We start from the raw sequence: 23,242 nt of genomic DNA, 5'->3' as shown, positions 1-23,242 counted from the left end.
CTGGTGGAATGGGGCGCATGAGCGACGCGCCCCCACGCCCACGACAGGTCACCCTGGCCGCCTGGATGATCATGGGCGGCTCGGCGCTGATCCTCGCCCTGGTGTTCCAGCGGGTGGCCGGTCTGGGCTCGCTGGAGACCCAGAAGTCGATCGAGACCTTCCTGTCCGAGCCCCCGGGCGACGGGCTGGGCCTGGACATGGACGGGGTCACGACGATCCTGCGCGTCCTCGCGATGGTGGCCGGCGCCTGTGCCACGGCCGCCGCGATCCTCGGCTTCCACGTGCTCAAGCGCTCGCGCAGCGCCCGCCTCGGCCTCGCCGTCGTGGCGGGACCGCTGTTCGTCTGCGGGATGGTGGCCGGCGGCTTCATGTCGGCCGTCGTGGCGGCGGCCTCGGTGATGCTGTGGTTCCAGCCGGCCCGCGACTGGTTCGACGGCAAGGCGGCCGCACCGGTGGAGCGCGAGAGCCCGGCCGGTCCCGCCACCCCGTCGATGTTCCAGGCCCCGCCCCCGCCCGCGCCGCCCGTCGAGCCGCGCCCGATGACCGGCTTCGGCGCCGCGCCGTCCGCCGCCTGGACCTCCTCCGTCACGCCGACGGGCCGGGTCGCCACCCGCTCGTCCGCCCGGCCCGGTCAGCTGCTCTGGGCCTGCATCATCACCTGGGCGTTCTGCTCGCTGGCGATCTTCCTGCTGGCGATGAGCGCGCTCGTGCTCCTGGCCGCGCCCGACCTGGTCTTCGAGGAGCTCTACAAGCAGAACCCCGACCTGCGCTCCCAGGGGCTCTCGGAGGCCGAGATCCGCTCGGCGACGTTCGCCCTGACCGGCATCGTGGTGGTCTGGGGCGGCGCCGCCATGGTGTTCGCCGTGCAGGCCTTCCGCCGCGTCCGCTGGGGCCGCACCGCGCTCATCGTGTCCGCCGCGATCGCGGGCGCCGTCTCCCTGGTCGGTGCGGTGCTGAACATCGTCCTCGTGCTGCCGCTGGCCGCGTGCCTGGTGACGATCTCGCTGCTGGCCCGGCCCGAGGTGCGGGCCTGGTTCTCCTGAGCCGCAGCAGGATGGAAGAGTTCGCCCCATGACCGACCCGAACAACCCCTTCGGCGCGCCCCCTCCGCCGCCGTACGGCCAGCCGACGCAGAACCCCTACGGCCAGCCGCAGCAGGGCGCCTACAACCCGGCCTTCGCCCACGCTCCCCAGGACGGCGGCCGACGCCCCGGCACGGTGACCGCCGCGGCCGTCCTCACGTGGGTGGGCAGCACGATCGCGCTGCTGTCGCTGGGCTTCCTCCTCGTGGCCGTGCTGGCCGGCGTCGACGAGTACTACGAGGGCTTCGAGGAGAGCGCGTCCGGCTGGACGCGCGACCAGATCAGCACCTTCACGGTCATCTTCGCGGGCATCGGCATCGTGTGGGCGCTCGTGGCGATCGTGCTGGCGTTCTTCGTGATGCGCGGCGCCGCCTGGGCCCGGATCGTGCTGACGATCTCGGCCGCGGTCGCCATCCCGCTCTGCCTCCTGACGGCGCTGGCGATCCTGCCGGTGCTGAACCTGATCATGTGCATCGCCGCGATCGTGCTGCTCTACGTCGGCCGCGGCAACGCGTGGTTCAGGGCCGGAGGTCAGCGGCGCTGAGGCGCCGGGTGCCCTCGGCGATCACCGAGGGCTCCTTGCAGAACGCCCAGCGCACGCGGTGGCGGCCCTCCTCCTGGTCGTCGTAGAAGACCTGGGCCGGGATCGCCACCACCCCGGCTCGCTCGGGCAGGGCCAGGCAGAACGACAGCCCGTCGGGCCACCCCAGCGCGGCGACGTCGGTGGTGGCGAAGTAGGTGCCCTCCGGCACCCGGACGTCGAGCCCAGCGTCGGTGAGCCCGGCGCAGAGCAGGTCGCGCCGGCCCTGGAGGTCCACGGCGAGCTCGCGCGGGACGTCCGGCAGCTCGTCGAGCGCCAGCGCCACCGCCGGCTGCAGGGGCGAGCCGGACGTGAACGTCAGCCACTGCTTGGCGGCTAGCACCGCGCCCACGAGCGCGGCCGGCCCCGTGGCCCAGCCGACCTTCCACCCGGTGAACGAGTAGGACTTGCCCGCACTCGACAGCGTCAGCGTGCGCTCGGCCATGCCCGGCAGGGTCGCGATCGGGACGTGCTCGTGGTCGTCGAAGACCAGGTGCTCGTAGACCTCGTCGGTGATCACGACCAGGTCGTGCTCGATCGCGAGGTCGGCCACGGCCTGGAGCTCGACGCGGCTCAGCACCGTGCCCGTCGGGTTGTGCGGGGTGTTGAGGAGCACGAAGCGCGTGCGCGGGGTGACCGCGGCGCGCAGCTCGTCGAGGTCGAGCCGGAAGTCGGGGGCGCGCAGGGTGACCGGGCGCCGTACGCCGCCGGCCATCTGGATCATCGCGACGTAGGAGTCGTAGTAGGGCTCCAGCACCACGATCTCGTCGCCCGGGTCGACCAGCCCCAGCAGGGCCGCGGCCACCGCCTCGGTGCAGCCGGTGGTGACGACGACCTCGGTGTCGGGGTCGAGCTCGATGCCGTAGTGGCGCTGCTGGTGCCGGGCGATCGCCTGGCGCAGCGCCGGGATGCCGGTGCCGGGGGCGTACTGGTTGGCGCCCTCGCGCAGCGCGGCCACCGCGCGGTCGACGACCTCGGGCGGCCCGTCGACGTCCGGGAAGCCCTGGCCGAGGTTGACCGCGCCGGTGGACAGGGCCAGGGCCGACATGCGCGAGAAGATGGTCGGCGGGATCCCCTCGAGGCGGTGCGCGAGCATGCGTCCGAGCGTACGGGGGGCGGACGCTAGCCTTCACGCGTGACCACGGACCCAGCTCCCGACCCCACCCTCGCCGCCGACGTCGACGCCTGCTGCCGGCTGACCGGCGAGTTCACGCTGCGCTCCGGCCAGGTGTCGTCGGAGTACTTCGACAAGTACCTCTTCGAGGCCCAGCCCGAGCTCCTGGCCCGGGTCGCGCGGCAGATGGTGCCGCTGCTGCCCGAGGGCACCGAGCTCCTGGGCGGGCTCGAGCTCGGCGGCGTGCCGATCGCGACGCTGGTCAGCAGCCTCACCGGGACGCCCGCGCTGTTCGTGCGCAAGCAGGCCAAGGAGTACGGCACCTGCAAGCTGGCCGAGGGCCCCGACGTGGCCGGGCGCCGGGTGACGCTGGTCGAGGACGTGATCACGACCGGCGGCGCCGTGCGCGACGCGACGAGAGCGCTGCGCGAGGCCGGCGCCGTGGTGGAGGTCGTGGTGTGCGCGATCGACCGCAGCCCCGAGGGCGAGAACCCGCTCGCCGACGTGGGGCTCGAGGTGCGTGCCGTGCTCACCAAGGCGGCGCTGGACGCCGCCCGCGGCTAGCTGCCGGCGGTCGCGTCGTCCGACACGTCGTCGACCGCCTCGTCGACCTGGCGGCGGTGCTTCCACCACTCGTAGATCACCGGGAGCACCGAGAAGGCCAGGATCAGGATGATCGCCTTGTCGATGTTCTCGCCGAGCCCGGGGAAGGCCGAGCCGAGGAAGTAGCCGAGCGCGAGGATGCTGGCCACCCACAGGACGGCCCCGACCAGGCTCCACTTGAAGAATCGGCGGCGCTCCATGCGGGTGACGCCGGCGACGACGGTGATGTAGGTCCGGACGAACGGCACGAAGCGCCCGATGACCAGGGCCTTGTTGCCGTGCTTGTCGAAGAAGGCCTGGGTCTGGTCGAAGTACTTCTTCTTGAGGATCCGGCCCTCGCGGTTGTAGAGCGGCGGCCCGATGGCGCGGCCGATCTCGTAGCCGGCGACGTTGCCCAGCACGGCGGCGGTGGTCAGGAGCAGGAAGGCGATCAGCAGCTCCACCAGGGGGCTGCCCGGGAACATGTCCATCGACTCGCCGGCGATGAAGAGACCCAGCGCGAAGAGCAGCGTGTCACCGGGGAGGAACGGGAAGAACAGGCCGCACTCGACGAAGACGATCAGCAGGCTGATCCAGTAGAACGCGCTGCCGAACTCCTCCAGCAGCCAGTTGGGGTCCATCCAGTCCATGCCCAGCAGCAGGGGGTCGAGCAGGAGCGCGATCACGGACAAACGGTACCTGGCGGCGCCCACGTCGGCCCTGGGTAGTCTCGCCGCCGTGGCGGAGGACAGCGAGGACCGGCGGGCGCCGTACGACCCGATGCCGCACGGTCCCGCCGAGGTGGGCGTCGGACCGTGGGCGGGGCCCCTGCCCACCGGGGCGGAGTACGACCCGGTGCTGCTGGCCGAGGGCGACCGTCGCAACGTCGTCGACCGCTACCGCTACTGGAGCATGGAGGCGATCGTCGCCGACCTCGACCTGCGGCGGCACGACTTCCACGTCGCCATCGAGAACTGGCAGCACGACTTCAACATCGGCACCGTCGTGCGGTCGGCCAACGCCTTCCTGGCCGCCGAGGTGCACATCGTGGGCAACCGCCGCTGGAACCGTCGCGGCGCGATGGTCACCGACCGCTACCAGCACGTGCGCCACCACGAGACCGCCGCCGACCTGGCGGCGTACCTCGGGGAGCGCGACGTGCGCCTGCTCGGCATCGACAACCTGCCCGGCAGCGCTCACCTCGAGACGATGGACGTGCCGCGGCGGGTGTGCTTCCTCTTCGGCCAGGAGGGCCCGGGGCTCTCGGCGGCCGCGCGCGAGGCGTGCGACGGGACCTTCTCGATCGCGCAGTTCGGCTCGACCCGCTCCATCAACGCCTCCGCCGCGGCGGCGATCGCCATGCACGCCTGGGTGCGCCAGTACGCCGACCTGTCGGGCGACGACGCCTGGCGCGGCTAGGGCGCTACCTGCGGGTCTTGGCCAGGCATCGAATCAACCGCTCGCCGTACTTCCAGCCCTCGGCCGTGGTGTGGTTCCAGTACGCCTTCTTGGTGCCGGTGACCTTCGGGCACTTACGAGCGGCGATCGCGTCGATCCGCTTGTCGCCCGGGTACCTCTTCCCAGCCAGCGGAAACACGCGCACGGCACGGTAGGTGTGTGCCCTCGCGCAGACCGTCATCAAGCCCTTGGGGGACAAGCAGTAGGCCACCGAGTCGTCCAGCGGGACGGGCAGAAGCCTGCGGCCGTCGGTGGGCAGCGGCTGGAGCTTCTTCCCGCCGAGGAGCACGACGTCACAGCGGATCCACGCGGCGCCTTGACGGCGCTCGGCGGCAGTCGGGACGAACCACGCGATGACGTACGTCGCCATGCCGCGGGTCTTGACGTTTCCGCCGAGCGCGGACCTCCATGCGGGCAAGCAGCGCTTGGCGCCCTTCTTCGCCCAGAGCGCGTCGACGTCCTTCCAGTCGACCTTGCCGGTGAGTCGGACCTCGGCGATGGTCCGGCTGGTGTGCGCCTCGGTGCAGGGCACGGCGGTCGCGGGAGTGGACTCGGACATGAGCTGCTTGTACGTCAGGGCGTGGCAGCTGCCGACCGGCTGCATGTGGAAGGTGGGGTCGCCAGCACGCTGAGCGGGTGCCGCGTCGGCGAGCGACGGGCCGGCGACGAGGGCGGCCGCGGCCACGGTGACGAGGAGCGAGCGGAGTGCGGTGCGGAGCATGGAGGCCTTCACCTCCGGGTCTTGATCATGCAGATGATCACCTTGTCGGCGTACCTCCAGCTGTGACGCTGGGTGTGGTAGAAGTACGTCTTCTTGACGCCGGTGGCCCCGGGACACTTACGGACGGCGATCCTGGCGATCCGCTTCTCGCCCGGGTACCTCTTCCCGGACAGACGCACCACCCCGCCGGCGCGGTAGGTGTGCGGCTTCGCGCAGACCGTGCGGAAGTTCTTGGGGGACAGGCAGTAGGTCACGGAGTCGTCCAGCGGGACGGGCAGCAGTCGGCCGCCGTCGGTGGGGAGTGGCTGCAGCTGCTTGCCCCCGGGGAGGGCGATGTCGCAGCGGAGCCAGGTGGCGCCCTGGCGGCGCTCCGCCGCCGTCGGGATGAAGAAGCTGATGATGTAGCTCGACATGTTGCGGGTCTTGGCGTTGCCGCCGAGGGCGGACCTGAAGGCGGGGTGGCACCGCTTGGCGGCCTTCGCCCAGAGCGCGGCGCCGTCCTTCCAGTCGACCTTGCCGGAGAGCGTGAAGGAGGCGATGGTCCGGCTGGTGTGCGCCTCGGTGCACGGCACGGCAGTCGCGGGCGCGGACTCGGCCACGTACTGCTTGAACGTCAGCGCGTGGCAGCTGCCCACCGGCTGCAGGTGGAAGGTGGGGTCGCCGGCGCGCTGCGCGGGGGCGGCGTCGGCCAGCGAGGGGCCGGCGACGAGGGCGGCGGCGGCCACGGTGACGAGGAGCGAGCGGACGGCAGAGCGGAGCACGGAGGGTCCTTCCGAGGGGTGGGTGGCGCGACCCTAACCCGCCCTCTTAGGGCCGCGTCGGCGTTTGCCCGATCTCGCGGAGGAGCCGGCGGTGGGTCAGCTCGGACACCAGCTCGCGGGCGCCGAGGTCGGCGACCAGGTACGCCGCGCCGAGCAGCCCGTCCGGGTCGAGGGCGACGGTCTGCCGCAGCCGGCCGGCGTCGGTGATCTCCGTGGTGAGGGTGACCGTCCCGGGTGCGCGTACCTCGGCGACCAGCTCCAGGCGGCGGCGGTCGTGGTCGGCCTCGGCCACCCGCCAGAAGCCCGCGTGGTCGCCGGTCGCCAGCAGGGGCGTGCCCGGAGGCGGCCACCGGCGGCCGACGCCGCCGGCCAGCCGGTCGATGCCCCCACGGACGACGAACGGCGCCGCGTCGACGTACCAGCGCGAGCCGGTGCGGCCGGACGCCACGACGGCCCAGGCGCGGTCGGGATCGACGGGCAGCGCGGACTCGCGGGTGGTCGTCCTCAACGAGCGGTGCCGGCGCATGCCTCGACGGTACGGCCCGGGTGTGCGGCTACCGCTCGGTGAGCGTCTGCTCGAGCCGGCCCAGGCCCCGGGAGGAGTGGCTCTTGACCGTCCCCTCCGAGATCCGCAGCTCGCGGGCGGTCTCGCCGACCGAGAGGCCGAGCCAGTGCCGCAGGACGACCACCTTGCGCTGCATCTCCGGCAGCTCCTGGAGCGCCTCGAAGAGCGCCGACCGCTCCTCGACCGGCATCCCCTCCGGTGCGGCCCCGTCCACGCCGTCGAGCCCGGAGCGCTCCCGGCGCCACGGGCGGCGCGACTCGTCGACGTTGGCACGCACGATGATCTGGCGCGTGTAGGCCTCGGCGTTGTCGGAGCGGCGCAGCCGCGGCCAGGCGACGTACAGCTTGACCAGGGCGGTCTGCAGCAGGTCGTCGGCGCGGTGCCAGTCGCCGCAGCACGCGTAGGCGATGCGGCGGAGATGACGCTGGCGAGCCGCGACGAACGCGGCGAACTCGTCGTCGCGCGAGGACGTGCTCACAGCAGCCCCTCGCCGCCGGCGTACTGCGCCCGGGCGTGGTCGAGCATCTCCTCGAACGTGCCGCCCAGCTTGCGGGTGGCCGGGGTCGTGATGACGTTCAGCCCTCCGTCGAGCACCCGCCAGACCAGGAAGTAGCGCTTACCGTCCTCGGCGGCGACCACGAGGGCGGCGCCGGTCGGCTGTCGGGGGGCGGCGAAGGAGTCACCCAGGCGCGGGTCGTCGGTGCGGTCCAGCACGGTGGTGCCGGGGGTCGCGACGACGCGGCCCTGCTGGTCCTGCTCGAGGGACACGGGCCAGCCGTCGTCGCCGGCCCCGTTGGCGTCGACCTGGTCGGCCACCCAGTCGGCGAAGCTCGCCCAGCCGTTGCTGGGGTCGGCGGTCCCGACGCTGAAGTCGTCGTCGCCGGCGCCCACGAGCTCGGCGATGACCCACTGCCGCTCGCCGCGGTAGGTGACGTCGAGGGCCGTAGAGGCGCGCGACGGCCGGTCGGCGTAGGGGTCGTCGATCCGCTCGTGCACGACCACGCCCGGTCGGACCTCGAGGACGCCGTCGCGGTAGCGGACCGGGCCCTCCTCGTCGGTCCAGGGAGCGCCGGCGGGCACCGGCGTCGTCATGGGGGTCGGCGTGGGCGTCGCGGTGGGGTCGGTGGCCACCTCGCCGCTCGTGCCCCCGGAGTCCTGGGGCCCCGTCACGGCCCAGCCGGCGCCGACCGCGGCCACGACGACCAGGGAGGCGACGCCTGCCCGGCGGCGGCGCAGCGCCCGTCGTCCCGCCGCCACGTGCGCGTCGACCGGGCGTGGCGCGGGGCCGTCCCCGAAGGAGTGCTCGATCTCGTCCTGGAGCCGACTCGACGTCATGGCGTCCACCTCTCGTGTGCGATTGCCTTCAGCAGGGGAGACGGGACGGTCGGCGGATCGGTTGTCACGGGCGACGTTGGGTCTCGGCCGACCCGCCGGTAGCCACTACGCTGGCGTCATGCCTATCGCGACTCCTGAGATGTACGCCCAGATGCTCGACACGGCCAAGGCCAACGCGTTCGCGTTCCCGGCGATCAACGTGTCCTCGTCGCAGACGCTCAACGCGGCCCTGAAGGGCTTCGCCGACGCGGGCTCCGACGGCATCATCCAGGTCTCGACCGGCGGCGCGGAGTACCTCTCCGGCCCCAGCGTGAAGCACATGGTCACCGGCTCCGTGGCGTTCGCCGCCTACGCCGCCGAGGTCGCGAAGAACTACCCCGTGCAGATCGCGCTGCACACCGACCACTGCCCCAAGGACAAGCTCGACGGCTTCGTGCGCCCGCTGGTGGAGATCTCCGCCGAGCGCGTCGCCCGCGGCGAGCTGCCGCTCTTCCAGTCGCACATGTGGGACGGCTCCGCCGTGCCCCTCGAGGAGAACCTCGAGATCGCGCGCGACCTGCTCGCCCGCTGCGCCGCCGCCCACATCATCCTCGAGGTCGAGATCGGCGTCGTCGGTGGCGAGGAGGACGGGGTCGCCAACGAGATCAACGACCAGCTCTACACGACCCCCGAGGACGCGCTGGCGACGATCGAGGCGCTGGGCAACGGCGAGCAGGGTCGCTACATGGCGGCGCTGACCTTCGGCAACGTCCACGGCGTCTACAAGCCCGGCAACGTCAAGCTGCGCCCCGAGATCCTCAAGACCGCGCAGGAGGCCGTCGCCGCCAAGCTCGGCCTCGAGGCCGGCAGCAAGCCGTTCGACCTGGTCTTCCACGGAGGGTCCGGCTCGTCGGCCGAGGAGATCGGCGCGGCCGTCGACTACGGCGTCGTGAAGATGAACGTCGACACCGACACCCAGTACGCCTTCACCCGCCCGGTCGCCGCCCACATGTTCGCCAACTACGACGGCGTGCTGAAGGTCGACGGGGAGGTCGGCAACAAGAAGGCCTACGACCCGCGCGCCTGGGGCAAGGCCGGCGAGGCCGGCATGGCCGCGCGCGTCGGCGAGGCCTGCGAGAACCTCCGCTCCGCAGGCAAGTCGGTCAGCTAGCCGTCGGCCTGGGACACTGGGGCCATGAGTCACATGGATCTGATGGCCGGCCCCCCTCCCACCCACCTGCCGGTCGACCCGGCCGCTGCGGAGCTGGCGGACTCCACGCCTGCTGACGTCGTACGACGCCACCCGGAGTCGCCCGCCGCCTGGGCCGCCCTCGCCGGCGAGGCCCGCGAGTCCGGCGCCGACGACGTGACCGTCTACGCCTACTCCCGCGTCGGCTACCACCGCTCGCTCGACAACCTGCGCCGCAACGGCTGGAAGGGCCACGGCCCCGTCCCGTGGGAGCACGAGCCCAATCGCGGCTTTCTCACGAGCCTGGCCCTCCTGGCCCTCTCGGCCCGCGCCATCGGCGAGACCCACGAGTGGGAGCGCTGCTCGGAGTTCCTGCGCGACTCCAGCCCTGCGGCGTACGACGCACTCCTGGGCTGAGTGGCGGGGCGCGACCTTCGGTGGTTGAGGTGCGAGCGCCAGCGAGCCTCGAAACCACACGGTCGATGCGTGGCTGAGGTTGGCCCGCGCGCGTAGCAGCCCGGGCCCTGCCTATCGGTCACCTACGTCGGCAGTTCGGGCCTGACGCCGACGTCTCCACGCTTGGCCGGCCCGGTGTGGTGACCAACTGCCGACGCTGAGTGTCGGTTGTCGCACCACCAGTCACACCAACCCCACCAGAGGGGTGCCGCGCATTGCGCGGGCGGCGCGGGCGGAGCCCGTGTCGCCCCGTGCGCCGTCAAGCCGGTCGAGAGAGGCTCCGGGTCAAGGACGGCCGCAGGCCGCCGCGAAGCGGGCGAAGCTCCTTGACGCGGAGACGCGACCGGCTAAGCGCGCGGCACCCCAGTCCGGCCCCGAGGAGACAACCAGAGGTGCAGGGGTCTCGACGGGCGCTCGTCGCTGGCGCTCCTCGCTGCTCGACCACCGGATGGGTGGTTTCGAGGCTCGCGGCGCTCGCACCTCAACCACCGGAGGTCGCGGCGTGCGAGCGTCAGGCGCCGAGGAGGGTGCGGACGCGCTCGGGGCCGAGGGCGACGAAGAGGGTGGGGAGGCGGGGGCCGCGGTCGGCGGCGACGAGGAGCTGGTAGAGCAGGCGGAAGAAGTCCTTCTGGTCCGCCTTGACCTCGTCGGTGGGCGGGTCGTCGACGCCCATGCCGCGGGCGAGCTTGGGCACGCCGTAGATCAGGGCGGTCAGCTCGTCGAGGTCGAAGGAGTCGGGCAGCCGGTCGAGCAGCTGTGCCAGCCAGCGGGTCTCGTCCTCGGTCAGGGCCGCCAGGCGGTCGGTGTCGGGGGAGGAGCGCACGGTGGTGCGGTCGTCCTCCGGCACGAACTCCTGCGTCCAGGTCATCGCCTTCGACAGCCGCGGCTCGAGGTCGGAGACCGACTCGTGCGGGTGGCCGACGCGGGCGACGGTCGAGGAGATCAGCTCGGCGGAGCCGGCGGTCACGTCGGCCACCGAGGAGAGCAGCTTGAAGGGCACGGGCACCGGCGACGTCGTCAGGGTGCCGGCCGACACGGTGGCGGAGGCGCGCTCGTAGGCGAGCACGGCGCCGTCGCGGCGGGCCGGGTCGGCGGCCTTGCGGCCGAGCGCGTCCCACTCGTCGTAGAGCCGCACGACCTCGGGGCCGAAGTCGATGGTGAAGACCTGGCGCGGTTGGCGGCGCACGTAGAGCCAGCGCAGGATCGGCGCCTCGAGGATCCGCAGTGCGTCGGCCGCGGTGGGCACGCCGCCGCGCGAGGACGACATCTTCGCCATGCCGGCGATGCCGACGAACGAGTAGCCGAAGTACGTCGGCATGGGGGCGCCGAAGATCTCGCCCACCAGCTCCTTGCCGACCGTGAACGACGAGCCCGGGGTGGCGTGGTCGTCGCCGGCCGGCTCGAAGTCGACCTTCTCCAGCGCCCAGCGCATCGGCCAGTCGACCTTCCACACGAGCTTGCCCTCGAAGTCCGTGGACAGGTTGGTGCTGCCGGTGAAGCCGCACGAGGAGCAGGTGTAGGACAGCGTCGTGGTCGCGTCGTCGTACGCCGTCGCGGTGGTCGTGTCGCGCCCGCACTGGCGGCAGTAGGGCTTGTAGGGGAACGGGATGCCTGCGGCCGCGGCGTCCTCGCCGGCCGCCGGCGCCTTGGTGCGGTAGCGGGCCATGACGGCCTCGATGTCGTCGCGGCGCGAGACGGCGTGCAGGACCTGGTCGCGGTAGAAGCCCGAGGTGTAGCGCTCGGTCTGGCTGACCTGCTCGAGCTCGACGCCCATCTCGGCCAGCGCGGAGAGCAGCGGCGCCTTCCAGCGCCCGGCCCAGCTGGGGAACTCACCCGTCGGGTCCGGGACGGCGGACAGGGGGCGGCCGATGTGCTCGGCGTAGGACGCGTCGATGCCGGCCGGCACCTTGCGGAAGCGGTCGTAGTCGTCCCACACGTGCAGGTGCCGCACGGGCACGCCGCGTCGCGCGATCTCGTCGGCGACGAAGTGGACGGTCAGGACCTCGCGCAGGTTGCCCAGGTGGACCGGCCCCGACGGGCTGATGCCCGAGGACACGGTGACCCGGTTGCCCTCGCCGGCGTGCCGGATGGCGTCGTCGGCGGCGCGCGTCACCCAGTCGACGGGGTCGCCGCCCTGCTGTCCCTTGCTTCGTGCCACAGGCGGCAACGCTACCGGTCGGGCGGGCTCAGCCGGCGGGCAGGACCATCGAGTAGGCGGCGGGCTCGACGTGCCAGGTGCGGTGGCGCTCCGGTCCGGAGATCTCGCCGTCGGCGCTGATCCAGAACCGCTCGCCGCTGACGGAGACCTCGCGGCCGCGCAGGGCGGTGACGTCGTCGGCCTGCTCGTGGGTGCCGAACCCCAGCCGGGCGGCGAAGCCCAGCCGCGCGATCGGTCCGGTGGCGCGCGAGATCATCAGGTCGATCCGGCCGTCCTCGGGGTCGGCCTCGGGGGTGAGCTCGGTGCCGCCGCCCACCGACGAGCCGTTGCCGAGCGCGACCATCAGCACCCGCGTGTCCAGGTCGTTGACGACCTTGCCGTCGAGCTCGACGTGCAGCCGCAGGACCGGCGGCTTGAACGCCGTGAGGGCCGCGCCGATCGGGTAGCCGAGCTTGCCGAGGTTGACCTTGCCGACGCCCACGGCGTGCAGGCGGCCCTTCCAGCGGTGCCCGCGGCGGCTGGCGTTGGCGCCGGCGCCCACGTGGACGCTGTTGACGACGACCTGGCCGACCTCGTCGACGATGAGGTCCATCGCCCGGACCCGGCCGGTCACCAGCACCGAGGCGGCCTCCTCGATGTCGAGGGGGATGCCGACGCCGCGGGCGAAGTCGTTGCCGGTCCCGAGCGGGAGCAGCCCGAGCACCGCCTTGTCGAGGTCGTGGCGGCGGTGGAGGGCGGCGACCACGGCGTGCAGGCTGCCGTCGCCTCCCGCGACCACGATCCGGCGCGACCCCGCGCGGTGCAGGACCCCGTCGAGCTCGCCGGGGTTGGAGGTCGCCTGGACCTCCACGGACGTGTGCTCGCGCAGCACGGCCAGGGCAGCCGCCAGCGACTCGTCGTCGGCGGTGCCGGCGTCGCTGTTGGTGATCACCAGAAGAGGGTCCATCGCACAGGGACACTAGCCCACGGGATTGAGCGGCCGACGGTCCGCTTTGGTAGCGTGACGCCGCAAGAGCCCCGGTCGCTGTTGCCCGGGGCTTTGTCGTTCCACCACGAGGAGTGCACATGCCTGCCATCGCCATCATCGGTGCCCAGTGGGGCGACGAAGGCAAGGGCAAGGCGACCGACCTGCTCGGGAGCCGCGTCGACCACGTCGTGAAGTTCAACGGCGGCAACAACGCCGGCCACACGGTGGTCATCGGCGACGAGAAGTACGCCCTGCACCTGCTGCCCAGCGGCATCCTCAGCCCCAACTGCACGCCGGTCATCGGCAACGGCGTCGTCGTCGACATCGAGGTGCTCTTCGAGGAGCTCGACGCGCTGACCGCCCGCGGCGTCGACGTCAGCAAGCTCAAGGTCAGCGCCAACGCGCACGTGATCGCGAGCTACAACCGCAGCCTCGACAAGGTGACCGAGCGCTTCCTCGGCTCGCGCCGCCTCGGCACGACGGGGCGCGGCATCGGACCGACGTACGCCGACAAGATGAACCGCATCGGCATCCGGGTCCAGGACATCTTCGACGAGAACATCCTGCGCCAGAAGGTCGAGGGCGCCCTCGAGCTCAAGGGCCAGATCCTCGCCAAGATCTACAACCGCCGCGCGCCCGAGGTGGACGCGATCGTCGAGGAGCTGCTCGAGTACGTCGAGCGGCTGCGCCCGATGGTCTGCGACACCGGGCTGCTCCTCAACCAGGCGCTCGACCGCGGCGAGACCGTGCTGCTCGAGGGCGGCCAGGCGACGCTGCTCGACGTCGACCACGGCACCTACCCGTTCGTGACCTCCAGCTCGGCGACCTCCGGCGGCGCGTGCACCGGCTCCGGCATCCCGCCGAGCCGCCTGGACCGTGTCGTGGGCATCGTGAAGGCCTACACCACCCGCGTCGGCGAGGGCCCGTTCCCCACCGAGCTGTTCGACGACTTCGGCGCCCACCTCAGCAAGGTCGGCGCGGAGTTCGGCGTCACGACCGGGCGCCCGCGCCGCTGCGGCTGGTACGACTCGGTCATCGCCCGCTACGCCGCGCGCGTCAACGGCGTCACGGACTTCGTCCTCACCAAGCTCGACGTGCTCACGGGCCTGGAGAAGGTTCCGGTGTGCGTGGCCTACGACGTCAACGGCGTGCGCCACGACGAGATGCCGGTCAACCAGAGCGACTTCCACCACGCCGTGCCGATCTACGAGGAGCTCCCGGGCTGGTGGGAGGACATCTCGCACGTCCGCACGTTCGAGGAGCTCCCCGCCAACGCCCAGGCCTACGTGAAGGCGGTCGAGGCGATGTCGGGCTCGCGCATCTCGGTCATCGGCGTCGGTCCCAAGCGCGACCAGACGATCGTCGTCCACGACCTGCTCTGAGCCGGCTCACTTGTAGCTGATGGGCCCCAGCTGGTCGAGCTGCAGCATCCGGGAAGGCACCTTGGTCGGGCGGTCGTCGGCGATCGTGAAGGCGTTGGTCGACGACGTGAGCACGACGATGCCCTCCTGGTAGGCGTGGAGGGCCAGGTCGTCGTCGCCGTCGCCGTCGATGTCGGTCACGCCGGCGCCCAGGATCGTGTAGCCCTCCTCGAACAGGGCGTCGATCCAGGGCGAGGTCGTGAAGCGCCCGTCCTCCCAGGAGTACACCGTGACCCGGGGTCCGGACTGCACCACCGCCAGCTCGTCCGTGCCGTCGCCGTCGAAGTCGCCGGCCCGCCAGGACTCGTAGCGCAGGTCGAACGGCACGGGGCTCGGCGGCTGGGCCTCGAACGCCGACCCCGTCGACACCAGCACCCGCAGCCGGGTCTCGGTCTCCGCCTCGGCGACGAACACCAGGTCCGCCAGGCCGTCGCCGGTCAGGTCGCCGAGCGCGACCTGGCCGCCGCCGGGTGAGTCGCGCGGCGCGTCGCCGCGCAGCCAGCGCTTGCCGCTGCCGAAGGTGCCGTCACCGCGGCCGCGCGCCACGGTGACCAGGATCCGGCCGTCGCCGATGGTCACGACGCCGAGGTCCTGCCGCTCGTCGCCGTCGACGTCGGCGACGAACGGGATGTGGTCGGCCAGGATGTCGTCCACGGCCCCGCTGCGCACCAGGGACGTCTGCTCGGTCCCGCTCGCGAGCCGCGTGCGGGCGACCATCGAGGGCGGCTCGCCGTCCATGGTCACGACGTCCAGGCGGCCGTCGCCGTCGACGTCGCCCGTCACGGCCGGCGGGGTCACGCCGGGCAGGCGACGGGGCTTGGCGAGCCGCGTCCCGTTCGAGCGCATCAGCCAGGATCCGTCGTAGGACAGGGGCGCGACGTCGCCGAGGCCGTCGTGGTCGAGGTCGCCGGTCACCACCTCGGGCGTCGGCTCCGGCACGGGGGTGCCCGTCGCCGTCGGGGCGGGCGACCCGGAGGTCGGGGCCGGGTCCGGGTCGGCAGTCGGGTCGTCGCCGCCGGAGGTCAGCAGCACGCCGGTCGCCACGCCGCCGAGCACGAGGGCGGTCGCCACGCCGCTCGCGACGAGCAGTCGACGGCGCCGACGGCGTCGCCCCAGCACCAGCGGCGGCGAGGTCGGGGTGGACGGCGTCAGTCCGCCGCCCAGCTCGCGCAGCGCGTCGCGCAGCGCGCGGGCGGAGTCGTAGCGCTCCGCGGGGTCCTTGGCCAGCGCGCCGGCCAGGACCTGGTTGACCCGCGTCGTCAGGTCGTCCTCGCCCGGCAGCTGCGGGACCGGCTGCTGGAGGTGGGCCATCGCGACCGACACGTCCGCCCCGGTGTACGGCGGCCGGCCGGTCAGGCACTCGTAGAGCAGGCAGCCCACGGAGTAGACGTCGCTGGCCGGCGTGCCGGGGTCGCCCGCGGCGCGCTCGGGGGCCAGGTAGTTCCAGGTGCCGGCGACCGCGCCGGGCGTCGTCAGCCCCGCGCCCTCGGTGGTGGCGACGCCGAAGTCGCACAGGTAGATGTGGACCCGGTCGGTCCGCTCGTCGCGCAGCAGCACGTTGGCCGGCTTGACGTCGCGGTGCACGACGCCGACCGAGTGCGCGGCCGACAGGGCGTCGGCGACCTGGGCGCAGACCCGGAAGGCCAGCGGCGGCGGCAGCGGCCCGCCGTTGCGGATCATCGCGCCGAGGTCGCCGCCGGCGGCGTACTGGGTGACGATGAACGGCCAGCCGTCCTGCTCGCCGTGGTCGTAGATCGCGACCACGTGCGGGGAGTCGAGCCGGGCCAGGACGGAGGCCTCGCGCTGGAAGCGCCGCTGGAACTCCGGCGACGTCCCGACGTGGCCGAGCATCACCTTGAGCGCCACCTGGCGCTGCAGCCGCGTGTCGGTGGCGGAGAAGACCATGCCCATGCCGCCCACGCCGAGGACGCTGTCGACGCGGTAGTGGCCGACCAGCTCGCCGACCCGCGGGGGTCGACCACCCGACGGCGGCGACGGCGGGCGCGGGGGCGGAGGGGGCGGCGGCGGCGCCTGGCCGCTCACGGGAAGCTGCTTCCGAGCGCGTTGAGCCCGTAGTAGTCGGTCAGCTCGAGGTCCCACGTGGCCCAGACGCTGGCGCCGCCGAGCCGCTTGCCCGACGACAGCGCGACCTGCAGGGCCGTCTTCTTGCCCGCCGGGGCCCGTCCCAGGCCGGCGACGTCGTCGCGACCGTCGCCGTCGTAGTCGCCCACGACGACCTCGCTGTCGTAGTAGGACCTGGGCGGCTGCGGCAGGACGCCGGCCGGCCGCGGCTTGCCCATGCCTCCGCGCTGGTGGTCCAGGACGACGAGCTCCATGAAGGAGTCCTGGTCCGAGCTCACCAGCAGCTCGGTGTCCTCGTCCCCGTCGATGTCCATGGCGTGCAGGCCCGGACCGATGTCGCTGGTGAAGGTCCGCGCCTTGCCGCGCTCGACGAAGCGGCCGTCCTCCTGCGACAGGTAGGTGCGGACCGTGGACCGTGACCGGTCGCCCGCCGGCACGTCGGGGGTCGTCAGCAGGGCCAGGTCGGCGCGGCCGTCGCCGTCGAGGTCGCCCACCTCCACCGACGTGTCCTGGTAGCCGAAGGGCACCTCGACGCCGAACGCCGGCTTGCCGAAGCGCGTGCCGTCCGACCGGGCCACGGAGAGGGCCATGGGCTTCTGCAGCGCCCACGAGACCAGCATCAGGTCGTCGAGCCCGTCGCCGTCGGCGTCACCGGCGATCGGGGTGACGTACGGCTTGTTCTGCGGCCGCGCCAGCCGCTGCTTCACCGCGGCGCCGCCCGAGAGCGTGCCCTTCACGGTGATCTCACCGGTCTGCGCCGGGGTGTCGACGACGACCAGCTCGAGGACGTCGTCGCCGTCGAAGTCGCCCAGCACCTCCTCGCGGCTGTAGTCCCGCGTCGTCCGCTCCCGGCGCTGGTCGGCCAGGGCCAGCGCGGAGCCGTCGCTGTGCCAGGTGGCGACCCGCTCGAAGCTCTTGCCCTCCGGCCGCCACCGGGCGGTGACGTCGCCCAGGCCGTCGCCGTCCTGGTCGCCGGTGACCGGCCCGACGACCTCGGGCTTCGGAGTCTCCGTCGGGCCCGTGGGAGTCGGGTCGGCGCTGGTGGGGGCGGCCGTGGTCGTGCCGCCGCCGCTCGGCCCGGGCTCGGGGTCGTCGCCGAGCTGGGTGGCGGCGACGATCCCGCCGGTGACGGCGAGGACCGCGAGGCAGGAGAGCGTGACGACGAGGCCCGTACGACGTCGGCGGGGTCCGCCCCCCGGGGACGTCGCCCGGGGCAGCGACCCCAGTGACACGCGCCCGCCCGAGGGGAGCGCGGTCGGGGCGGAGGGCGACGAGGCGATGGCCGGGGAGGACAGCGGGCGGATGCCGGTCGACGGGATGCCCGCCGCCGCGAGCAGGTCGGCGCGCAGCGCGTCGGCGGTGTCGTAGCGGGCGCGGGGGTCCTTGGCGAGGGTGTTGGCGAGGATCGCGTTGGCGTGGCGGGTGAACGCGTCGTCGCCGGCCAGCTGCGGCAGCGGGGCGTTCTGGTGGGCGATCGCGATCTCGACGTCGCTGCCGCGGAACGGCGGCGAGCCGGTCAGCGTGGCCCAGAACAGGCAGCCGAGCGCGTAGACGTCGGAGGAGACGGTGCCGGGGGCGCCGGCGCCGCACTCGGGGGCGAGGTAGCTCCACGTGCCGGACACCGAGCCGGGCGCGGTCAGCCCCTCGCTGTCGCTGCGGGCGATGCCGAAATCGCACAGGTAGGCGTGCAGGTCGCGGGTGTCGGCGTCGCGCAGGAGCACGTTGGTGGGCTTCACGTCGCGGTGGACGACGCCGGCGCGGTGGGCGTCGCCGAGCGCGTCGGCCACCTGGGCGCACACCGAGGAGGCCAGCTGGGGCGGCATCGGGCCGCGGGCGGCCAGCAGGGCGCCGAGGTCGCCGCCGCCGACGTACTGGGTCGCGAGGTAGGGGCAGCCGTCCTGCTCGCCGTAGTCGAAGATCGCGATGACGTGGGGGGAGTTGAGCCGCGCCAGCAGCGAGGCCTCGCGCTCGAAGCGGGCCAGGAACTCCGCGGACCCGCCGAGCGCCGCCGAGACCACCTTGAGCGCCACCCGCCGGTCGAAGGCGGTGTCGGTCGCGGCGAAGACGACACCCATGCCGCCCTGCCCGATCTGGGCGTCGATGCGGTAGCGACCGAAGAGGTCGCCGACGCGGGGGAACTGGGGCATGCAGGCTTCTTTCCCGAGTGGGGGCAGCCGCAATCATGCCTGGTCCCGGCGGCACTACGCTGGGTGCCCGTGAAGACTCTCGTGATCGGGACCGGTGGCCGTGAGCACGCGTTGGTCCGCGCCCTCGACCTCGACCCCGGCGTCGACGAGGTCCATGCCGCCCCGGGCAACCCCGGCATGGCCGCCCACGCGACGCTGCACGACGTCGACGCGATGGACGGCGGGCAGGTCGCCGACCTCGCCGAGCGCCTGGGCGTCGACCTGGTGGTCGTCGGGCCCGAGGCGCCGCTGGTCGCCGGCGTCGCGGACGCCGTCACCGCCCGCGGGATCGCGGTGTTCGGCCCGACCGGCGCCGCCGCGCAGCTCGAGGGGTCGAAGGCCTTCGCCAAGGAGGTCATGAGCGCCGCCCACGTGCCGACCGCCCGCTCCTTCGTGTGCACCGACGAGGACGAGGCCGAGCGCGCGCTCACCGAGCTCGGACCGCCGTACGTCGTGAAGGACGACGGGCTCGCCGCGGGCAAGGGCGTCGTCGTCACGATGGACCACGCCGAGGCGCTCGCCCACGCGACGTCCTGCGAGCGCGTGGTGATCGAGGAGTTCCTCGACGGCCCCGAGGTCTCGCTGTTCGCGATCACCGACGGCACCACCGTCTACCCGCTGCTTCCGGCACAGGACTTCAAGCGCATCGGCGACGGCGACGAGGGCCCCAACACCGGCGGGATGGGTGCCTACACGCCGCTCCCGTGGGTGCCGGCCGACCTGGTCGCCCAGGTGCTCGCGACCGTGCTGAAGCCCACCGTCGACGAGATGGACCGCCGCGGCACGCCGTTCACCGGCCTCCTCTACGCCGGCCTCGCGCTGACGTCGCGCGGGGTGCGCGTCGTGGAGTTCAACGCGCGCTTCGGCGACCCGGAGACCCAGGCGCTGCTCGCGCTGCTGGACGCCCCGCTCTCGCCCCTGCTGCTCGGCGCCGCCACCGGCTCGCTGGCCGACGTGCCGGCGCCGACGTGGCGGCCCGGCGCCGCCGTGGCCGTGGTGATGGCGAGCCGCGGCTACCCCGAGTCGTCCTCGTCCGGCGACGTGATCGCCGGCGTCGACGCCGCGGAGGCCCGCGAGGGCGTGCACGTCATCCAGGCCGGCACCGCCCTGCGCGGCGACGACCTGGTCACGGCCGGCGGCCGCGTGCTCGCCGTCGTCGGGACGGGCGACTCGGTGGCCGCCGCGCGCGACGCGGCGTACGCCGGGGTCGGCGAGCTCGACTTCCCGGGTGCCCAGCACCGCACCGACATCGCCGCGTCCGCCGCACCAGGAACGGAACCCGCATGAGCGTCCCCAACGTCCTCGCCACCCGCTACGCCGGCGCCGACCTCGCGGCGATCTGGTCGCCCGAGCACAAGATCGTGCTCGAGCGGCAGCTGTGGATCGCGGTGCTGCGCGCGCAGCGCGACCTCGGGATCGAGGTGCCCGACGGGGTCGTCGAGGCCTACGAGAGCGTCGTCGACCAGGTCGACCTCGCGTCGATCGCCGCTCGTGAGCGGATCACCCGTCACGACGTGAAGGCGCGGATCGAGGAGTTCTCGGCGCTCGCCGGGCACGAGCACATCCACAAGGGCATGACCTCGCGCGACCTGACGGAGAACGTCGAGCAGCTGCAGCTCAAGCAGTCGCTGGAGATCCTGCGCGACCGGGCCGTCGCCGCGCTCGTGCGCCTGGCCCGGCTGGCCTCCGAGCACGAGACCACCGTCATGGCCGGTCGCTCGCACAACGTCGCGGCCCAGGCGACCACCCTCGGCAAGCGGTTCGCCACCGTGGCCGACGAGCTGCTGATCGGCGTGGAGCGCATCGAGGGCCTGCTGCGGCGCTACCCGCTGCGGGGCATCAAGGGCCCGATGGGCACCGCCCAGGACATGCTCGACCTGCTCGACGGCGACGAGTCCCGGCTCGACGAGCTGGAGCAGCGGGTCGCCACGCACCTCGGCTTCGACCGGATGCTGACGTCGGTCGGCCAGGTCTACCCCCGCTCGCTGGACTTCGACGTGCTCTCCGCGGTGGTGCAGCTGGTCGCCGGCCCCTCCAACCTCGCCACCACGATCCGGCTGATGGCCGGCAACGAGCTCGTCACCGAGGGCTTCAAGGAGGGCCAGGTCGGCTCGTCCGCGATGCCCCACAAGATGAACACCCGCTCCTGCGAGCGCGTCAACGGCCTGGCGGTCGTGACCCGCGGCTACCTCTCGATGGTGGGCGAGCTCGCCGGTGACCAGTGGAACGAGGGCGACGTCTCCTGCTCCGTCGTACGACGGGTGGCGCTGCCCGACGCGTTCTTCGCCGCCGACGGGCTGTTCCAGACCTTCCTCACCGTGCTCGACGAGTTCGGTGCGTTCCCCGCGGTCATCCAGCGCGAGCTCGACCGCTACCTGCCGTTCCTCGCGACGACGAAGGTGCTGATGGCCGCCGTGCGCAACGGCGTCGGCCGCGAGACCGCGCACGAGGCGATCAAGGAGGCCGCCGTCGGCGTCGCGCTCGACATGCGCCGCGGCCAGGCCGAGAACGACGTCTTCGCCCGGCTCGCCGCCGACCCGCGCCTGGGGCTCACGGCCGAGCAGCTGTCGTCGCTGGTCGCGGAGCCGATCACGTTCACCGGCGCCGCGGTGCGCCAGACCCGGTCGGTGGTGGGCCGGGTCGCCGAGCTCGCCGAGCGCCACCCGGCCGCAGCCGCCTACACGCCGGGCGCGATCCTGTAGCCATGACCGCCTACTGGATCAGCCTCTACCGCGAGATCACCGACGAGGCCAAGCTCGCCGCCTACGCGAAGCTCGCCGGCCCCGCCCTCGAGGGCGCCGGCGGCACCTTCCTGGCCCGCGGCATGCCCGAGCAGACCTACGAGGCCGGCGAGACCACCCGCTCGGTCCTGATCTCCTTCGACTCCGTCGACGCCGCCCGCGCCGCCCACGACAGCCCGGCCTACCGGGCCGCCCTCGACGCCCTCGACGGCGGAGCCGTCCGCGACCTCCGCATCGTCCCCGGCGTCTGACCTCCACACCTCCGGTCGTCGCCCACGGTGGTGGAGGTGCGAGCGCAGCGAGCCTCGAAACCACCCCACCGGTGGTCGAGCAGTGAGGAGCGCCAGCGACGAGCGCCCGTCGAGACCCGGTGAGCTGAGGCAGGCGGTGACCACCCCTCCGGTGGTCGAGCAGTGAGGAGCGCCAGCGACGAACGCCCGTCGAGACCCGGTGAGCTGAGGCAGGCGGCGACCACGGTGGTTGAGGTGCGAGCGCAGCGAGCCTCGAAACCACCCCACCGACCACCGAAAGTAAAATCCAAGAAAGAAAGCCACCCATGCTCCACACCCTGTGGACAACCGCCTCCTGACAGGGCACCACTGTCGGTGGCGGCTGCTTGAGTAGTCCCATGAGCAGCCCCGCCACCCACCCGCCGAGCCACCCCCTGCTCGTCGCCATGGCACACGCTCACGCCGAGCTCGACACCGTCGCCGACCAGCCCCTGTGGTCCCTGACGAAAGAGGAAGCAGCACTGGCGCTGCTAGAGGAGACCCGCCTCAACGCCCGCCTCGCCGCACTCACCCTCAAGACCGCCGTCCAGGCCGAGCGGACCGAGGTCGGCGCCGCCCAAGGCGCAACCTCGGCAGCCGCCTGGTTGGCCCACGAGACGCACATGACCTCACGCGACGCCGCGGCCCTCACCAAGCTCGGCAAAGCCCTCGAAGCCCACCCACCGGTCGAGGACGCACTCAGCCGCGGTGATGTCCTGGCCGACCAGGCGAAGGTGATCGTCGAGGCCGTCGACGCGCTGCCCGACGACGTCGGCACCGCGATCAGGACCCAAGCGCGTGACCACCTCCTCGGCGAGGCCGAGCACTTCGACGCCATCCGCCTACGGGTCCTCGGCAAGCAGGTCCTCGACGTCGTCGCCCCCGAGGTCGGCGAAGCAGAAGAAGCCAGGCAGCTCGAGGCCCAGGAGCGCCAGGCCCGAGCCAAGGCCAGGTTCACGATGCACGACGACGGCCACGGCACCACCTACGGCCGGTTCTCGATGCCCACCCACGAGGCCGACAAGCTCCGCAAGCCCCTCCAAGCGTTGGCCTCACCCAAGGCCGGTGGCGAGGGATCCACGCCGCACGGGATGGGGCTGGCGTTCATCGAGTACGTCGACCGTTACCCCGTAGACAAGCTCCCCAAAGCCGCCGGCATGGACGCCACCGTCGTCGTCACCATGACCCTCGAAACCCTCATGGGTGGGCTCAAGGCCGCGCAGCTCGACACCGGCACCCGCATCAGCCCCAGCCTCGCCCGCACGATGGCGTGCGAGGCCGGCGTGATCCCCGTCGTCCTCGGCGGGAGGTCCCAGGTCCTCGACGTCGGCCGCAGACGACGCTTCCACACCAAGGCCCAGCGCATCGCCATGGCCGTGCGCGACGGCGGCTGCATCGCCCTGGGTTGCGATCGGCCGTCGGCCTGGTGCCACGCCCACCACCTCGACCCCTGGTCCCAGGGCGGCGACACCTCGGTCGAGCGCGGCGCGATGCTCTGCCCCCGCCACCACACGCTGATCCATCACCCCGGCTACGGAGTCACCCACCACGAGGGCGGCAAGGTCTCCTTCCACAAGCGGGAGTGAGACCTGACGG

General features: G+C 72.8%; 22 protein-coding genes. 11 read left to right on the top strand and 11 right to left on the bottom strand.

Annotated features, from left to right (window positions below; all coding sequences use genetic code 11):
- Nucleotides 1–17 precede the first annotated feature (17 nt).
- Nucleotides 18–1,043, top strand: coding sequence for a hypothetical protein (locus IRQ30_RS07820; protein ID WP_193612383.1), 1,026 nt, complete (start codon nucleotides 18–20; stop codon nucleotides 1,041–1,043).
- Nucleotides 1,044–1,071: 28 nt separating this feature from the next.
- Nucleotides 1,072–1,626 carry a hypothetical protein gene (locus tag IRQ30_RS07815; RefSeq protein ID WP_193608565.1) on the top strand — a complete coding sequence of 185 codons (555 nt, stop codon included), beginning with the start codon at nucleotides 1,072–1,074 and terminating at the stop codon, nucleotides 1,624–1,626.
- Here the strand turns inward: IRQ30_RS07815 and IRQ30_RS07810 are convergent.
- On the bottom strand, nucleotides 1,601–2,758 hold the full coding sequence (locus IRQ30_RS07810) for a pyridoxal phosphate-dependent aminotransferase (protein WP_193612382.1): 1,158 nt from the start codon (nucleotides 2,756–2,758) through the stop codon (nucleotides 1,601–1,603). The genes IRQ30_RS07815 and IRQ30_RS07810 overlap by 26 nt on opposite strands.
- A gap of 39 nt (nucleotides 2,759–2,797) precedes the next feature.
- Between IRQ30_RS07810 and pyrE the strand changes: the two genes are divergently transcribed.
- Nucleotides 2,798–3,340: an orotate phosphoribosyltransferase gene (gene pyrE / locus IRQ30_RS07805; protein WP_193608563.1), complete on the top strand. Its 543-nt coding sequence runs from the start codon at nucleotides 2,798–2,800 to the stop codon at nucleotides 3,338–3,340.
- Here the strand turns inward: pyrE and IRQ30_RS07800 are convergent.
- The gene (locus tag IRQ30_RS07800; RefSeq protein WP_338089615.1) at nucleotides 3,337–4,044 is read right to left on the bottom strand and encodes a DedA family protein; all 708 of its coding nucleotides are present in this window, start codon (nucleotides 4,042–4,044) and stop codon (nucleotides 3,337–3,339) included. The two genes, pyrE and IRQ30_RS07800, sit on opposite strands and share 4 nt — an antisense overlap.
- A 94-nt stretch (nucleotides 4,045–4,138) precedes the next feature.
- On the opposite strand from IRQ30_RS07800, the gene IRQ30_RS07795 reads away from it, so the two are divergent.
- The gene (locus IRQ30_RS07795; RefSeq protein ID WP_193612484.1) at nucleotides 4,139–4,777 is read left to right on the top strand and encodes a TrmH family RNA methyltransferase; all 639 of its coding nucleotides are present in this window, start codon (nucleotides 4,139–4,141) and stop codon (nucleotides 4,775–4,777) included.
- A gap of 4 nt (nucleotides 4,778–4,781) precedes the next feature.
- On the opposite strand, the gene IRQ30_RS07790 is transcribed toward IRQ30_RS07795, so the two are convergent.
- From IRQ30_RS07790 to IRQ30_RS07770, 5 genes are read right to left on the bottom strand one after another with little or no spacing between them, the layout of a single operon-like run.
- A complete protein-coding gene (locus tag IRQ30_RS07790; protein WP_193612381.1) occupies nucleotides 4,782–5,537 on the bottom strand; it encodes a septum formation family protein in 756 nt (251 codons plus the stop codon).
- An 8-nt stretch (nucleotides 5,538–5,545) separates the two neighbouring features.
- Nucleotides 5,546–6,298, bottom strand: a complete 753-nt coding sequence (locus IRQ30_RS07785) for a septum formation family protein (protein WP_193612380.1) — start codon at nucleotides 6,296–6,298, stop codon at nucleotides 5,546–5,548.
- Between the two features lie 46 nt (nucleotides 6,299–6,344).
- Nucleotides 6,345–6,824, bottom strand: coding sequence for a DUF2867 domain-containing protein (locus tag IRQ30_RS07780; RefSeq protein ID WP_193612379.1), 480 nt, complete (start codon nucleotides 6,822–6,824; stop codon nucleotides 6,345–6,347).
- Between the two features lie 28 nt (nucleotides 6,825–6,852).
- Nucleotides 6,853–7,341, bottom strand: coding sequence for a SigE family RNA polymerase sigma factor (locus IRQ30_RS07775; RefSeq protein ID WP_193612378.1), 489 nt, complete (start codon nucleotides 7,339–7,341; stop codon nucleotides 6,853–6,855).
- The gene (locus tag IRQ30_RS07770) at nucleotides 7,338–8,198 is read right to left on the bottom strand and encodes a hypothetical protein (RefSeq protein ID WP_193612377.1); all 861 of its coding nucleotides are present in this window, start codon (nucleotides 8,196–8,198) and stop codon (nucleotides 7,338–7,340) included. Before IRQ30_RS07770 ends, IRQ30_RS07775 begins: the two co-directional genes overlap by 4 nt.
- A 118-nt stretch (nucleotides 8,199–8,316) precedes the next feature.
- Between IRQ30_RS07770 and fbaA the strand changes: the two genes are divergently transcribed.
- Nucleotides 8,317–9,348, top strand: a complete 1,032-nt coding sequence (fbaA, locus tag IRQ30_RS07765) for a class II fructose-bisphosphate aldolase (protein ID WP_193612376.1) — start codon at nucleotides 8,317–8,319, stop codon at nucleotides 9,346–9,348.
- A gap of 24 nt (nucleotides 9,349–9,372) precedes the next feature.
- The gene (locus IRQ30_RS07760; protein ID WP_193612375.1) at nucleotides 9,373–9,783 is read left to right on the top strand and encodes a DUF3151 domain-containing protein; all 411 of its coding nucleotides are present in this window, start codon (nucleotides 9,373–9,375) and stop codon (nucleotides 9,781–9,783) included.
- 550 nt (nucleotides 9,784–10,333) lie between these two features.
- Here the strand turns inward: IRQ30_RS07760 and lysS are convergent.
- Both lysS and IRQ30_RS07750 read right to left on the bottom strand, forming a co-directional pair.
- Nucleotides 10,334–11,980 (bottom strand): lysine--tRNA ligase, encoded by a 1,647-nt coding sequence (lysS, locus tag IRQ30_RS07755; protein ID WP_193612374.1) that lies wholly within the window; start codon nucleotides 11,978–11,980, stop codon nucleotides 10,334–10,336.
- Between the two features lie 28 nt (nucleotides 11,981–12,008).
- Nucleotides 12,009–12,926: a diacylglycerol/lipid kinase family protein gene (locus tag IRQ30_RS07750; protein ID WP_227467197.1), complete on the bottom strand. Its 918-nt coding sequence runs from the start codon at nucleotides 12,924–12,926 to the stop codon at nucleotides 12,009–12,011.
- 119 nt (nucleotides 12,927–13,045) lie between these two features.
- On the opposite strand from IRQ30_RS07750, the gene IRQ30_RS07745 reads away from it, so the two are divergent.
- On the top strand, nucleotides 13,046–14,329 hold the full coding sequence (locus IRQ30_RS07745) for an adenylosuccinate synthase (protein WP_193608554.1): 1,284 nt from the start codon (nucleotides 13,046–13,048) through the stop codon (nucleotides 14,327–14,329).
- 6 nt (nucleotides 14,330–14,335) lie between these two features.
- On the opposite strand, the gene IRQ30_RS07740 is transcribed toward IRQ30_RS07745, so the two are convergent.
- Entirely contained in the window at nucleotides 14,336–16,411 is a 2,076-nt protein-coding gene (locus IRQ30_RS07740; protein ID WP_193612373.1) for a protein kinase domain-containing protein, read from the bottom strand.
- Nucleotides 16,408–18,597, bottom strand: coding sequence for a protein kinase domain-containing protein (locus IRQ30_RS07735; RefSeq protein ID WP_193612372.1), 2,190 nt, complete (start codon nucleotides 18,595–18,597; stop codon nucleotides 16,408–16,410). Before IRQ30_RS07735 ends, IRQ30_RS07740 begins: the two co-directional genes overlap by 4 nt.
- 69 nt (nucleotides 18,598–18,666) lie before the next feature.
- Here IRQ30_RS07735 and purD point away from each other — a divergent pair, with 69 nt between their 5' ends.
- The 4 genes from purD to IRQ30_RS07715 all read left to right on the top strand — a co-directional run bounded on the left by purD (nucleotide 18,667) and on the right by IRQ30_RS07715 (nucleotide 23,232).
- The gene (gene purD / locus IRQ30_RS07730; protein WP_193612371.1) at nucleotides 18,667–19,923 is read left to right on the top strand and encodes a phosphoribosylamine--glycine ligase; all 1,257 of its coding nucleotides are present in this window, start codon (nucleotides 18,667–18,669) and stop codon (nucleotides 19,921–19,923) included.
- Complete coding sequence (gene purB / locus IRQ30_RS07725) at nucleotides 19,920–21,338, top strand: adenylosuccinate lyase (RefSeq protein WP_193612370.1); 1,419 nt, start codon at nucleotides 19,920–19,922, stop codon at nucleotides 21,336–21,338. Before purD ends, purB begins: the two co-directional genes overlap by 4 nt.
- 2 nt (nucleotides 21,339–21,340) lie before the next feature.
- Nucleotides 21,341–21,628: a DUF1330 domain-containing protein gene (locus tag IRQ30_RS07720; RefSeq protein ID WP_193612369.1), complete on the top strand. Its 288-nt coding sequence runs from the start codon at nucleotides 21,341–21,343 to the stop codon at nucleotides 21,626–21,628.
- A 377-nt stretch (nucleotides 21,629–22,005) separates the two neighbouring features.
- Nucleotides 22,006–23,232: an HNH endonuclease signature motif containing protein gene (locus IRQ30_RS07715; protein ID WP_193612368.1), complete on the top strand. Its 1,227-nt coding sequence runs from the start codon at nucleotides 22,006–22,008 to the stop codon at nucleotides 23,230–23,232.
- Nucleotides 23,233–23,242 lie beyond the last annotated feature (10 nt).

Source organism: Nocardioides lijunqiniae, assembly GCF_015024225.1.
GTDB classification, from domain to species: domain Bacteria; phylum Actinomycetota; class Actinomycetes; order Propionibacteriales; family Nocardioidaceae; genus Nocardioides; species Nocardioides lijunqiniae.
This window is presented reverse-complemented; position numbering and strand designations above follow the sequence as displayed.

Coding starts and splice junctions, on each gene's coding strand:
- IRQ30_RS07820 (WP_193612383.1), top strand. CDS start 18: ATGAGCGACGCGCCCCCACGCCCACGACAGGTCACCCTGGCCGCCTGG.
- IRQ30_RS07815 (WP_193608565.1), top strand. CDS start 1,072: ATGACCGACCCGAACAACCCCTTCGGCGCGCCCCCTCCGCCGCCGTAC.
- IRQ30_RS07810 (WP_193612382.1), bottom strand. CDS start 2,758: ATGCTCGCGCACCGCCTCGAGGGGATCCCGCCGACCATCTTCTCGCGC.
- IRQ30_RS07795 (WP_193612484.1), top strand. CDS start 4,139: ATGCCGCACGGTCCCGCCGAGGTGGGCGTCGGACCGTGGGCGGGGCCC.
- IRQ30_RS07790 (WP_193612381.1), bottom strand. CDS start 5,537: ATGCTCCGCACCGCACTCCGCTCGCTCCTCGTCACCGTGGCCGCGGCC.
- IRQ30_RS07780 (WP_193612379.1), bottom strand. CDS start 6,824: ATGCGCCGGCACCGCTCGTTGAGGACGACCACCCGCGAGTCCGCGCTG.
- IRQ30_RS07770 (WP_193612377.1), bottom strand. CDS start 8,198: ATGACGTCGAGTCGGCTCCAGGACGAGATCGAGCACTCCTTCGGGGAC.
- fbaA (WP_193612376.1), top strand. CDS start 8,317: ATGCCTATCGCGACTCCTGAGATGTACGCCCAGATGCTCGACACGGCC.
- IRQ30_RS07760 (WP_193612375.1), top strand. CDS start 9,373: ATGAGTCACATGGATCTGATGGCCGGCCCCCCTCCCACCCACCTGCCG.
- IRQ30_RS07750 (WP_227467197.1), bottom strand. CDS start 12,926: ATGGACCCTCTTCTGGTGATCACCAACAGCGACGCCGGCACCGCCGAC.
- IRQ30_RS07745 (WP_193608554.1), top strand. CDS start 13,046: ATGCCTGCCATCGCCATCATCGGTGCCCAGTGGGGCGACGAAGGCAAG.
- IRQ30_RS07735 (WP_193612372.1), bottom strand. CDS start 18,597: ATGCCCCAGTTCCCCCGCGTCGGCGACCTCTTCGGTCGCTACCGCATC.
- purB (WP_193612370.1), top strand. CDS start 19,920: ATGAGCGTCCCCAACGTCCTCGCCACCCGCTACGCCGGCGCCGACCTC.
- IRQ30_RS07720 (WP_193612369.1), top strand. CDS start 21,341: ATGACCGCCTACTGGATCAGCCTCTACCGCGAGATCACCGACGAGGCC.
- IRQ30_RS07715 (WP_193612368.1), top strand. CDS start 22,006: ATGAGCAGCCCCGCCACCCACCCGCCGAGCCACCCCCTGCTCGTCGCC.